The organism is Zunongwangia atlantica 22II14-10F7 (assembly GCF_002094855.1).
Lineage (GTDB): Bacteria > Bacteroidota > Bacteroidia > Flavobacteriales > Flavobacteriaceae > Zunongwangia > Zunongwangia atlantica.
The window spans coordinates 1-616 of sequence record NZ_ARYN01000078.1 but is presented as its reverse complement, the minus strand read 5'-3'; the positions used below and the strand labels follow the sequence as shown (position 1 = coordinate 616).

The window sequence follows — 616 nt, the reverse complement described above, 5'->3', positions numbered from 1 at the left end:
TCGAATATCGATTAAGTATTTAGCCGCAATTGGCTATACGCATTGTTACCTGCCGTAATTTTGACTATTTTTTTGTTTTAAATTTTCTAAAAATTCAGGTAGATTTTTTTTGAAGCTCAAAAGGTATAGTGTCAAACATATAGCAGCTACATTTATTTTTAAGAAAAATTCACCAAATCTAATAGTGAAATTCAATGGAATTCCTCCTAATTCAAAATTGAATTTGGTATTTGCCATTCCAATTCCAACACATTGTATAGCAAAAAACACTAATAAAATCCAATAAGATCTTTTTGAGCCTTTTAGAAATTTTAAATTTACTTCAAGCATATAATAACTAAGTAAAATAAGACAAATTGGAATTAAAACTATAATAGAAACATTTTCAATATTTAACTTTTCTATTGGAAGAAAATATATTCCTATTAGCATACCAAAAATCCCAAATATTAGAACCCCCCAAAAACTGATTAAATTATACAATGTAATAGTTCTTATTTTCTTTGAGTTTTTTTTAGAGATTTTGTTCAGTTCTGAAATAGTATTCATTTATAAAAAAATTAAAACCGCAATCTTAATAAAATTATTGCAGGTAACGGCAGTTTGTCTCAAAACT

Annotated in this window: 1 protein-coding gene; it reads right to left on the bottom strand. The window is 25.6% G+C overall.

Annotation, left to right across the window (positions count from 1 at the left end; genetic code table 11):
* Nucleotides 1-45: 45 nt before the first annotated feature.
* Nucleotides 46-549, bottom strand: a complete 504-nt coding sequence (locus IIF7_RS20650; RefSeq protein WP_084843567.1) for a hypothetical protein — start codon at nucleotides 547-549, stop codon at nucleotides 46-48.
* Between the last annotated feature and the right edge of the window lie 67 nt (nucleotides 550-616).

Excerpts from the sequence above, each read along its gene's own strand:
- IIF7_RS20650 (WP_084843567.1), bottom strand. The coding sequence starts at position 549 with ATGAATACTATTTCAGAACTGAACAAAATCTCTAAAAAAAACTCAAAG.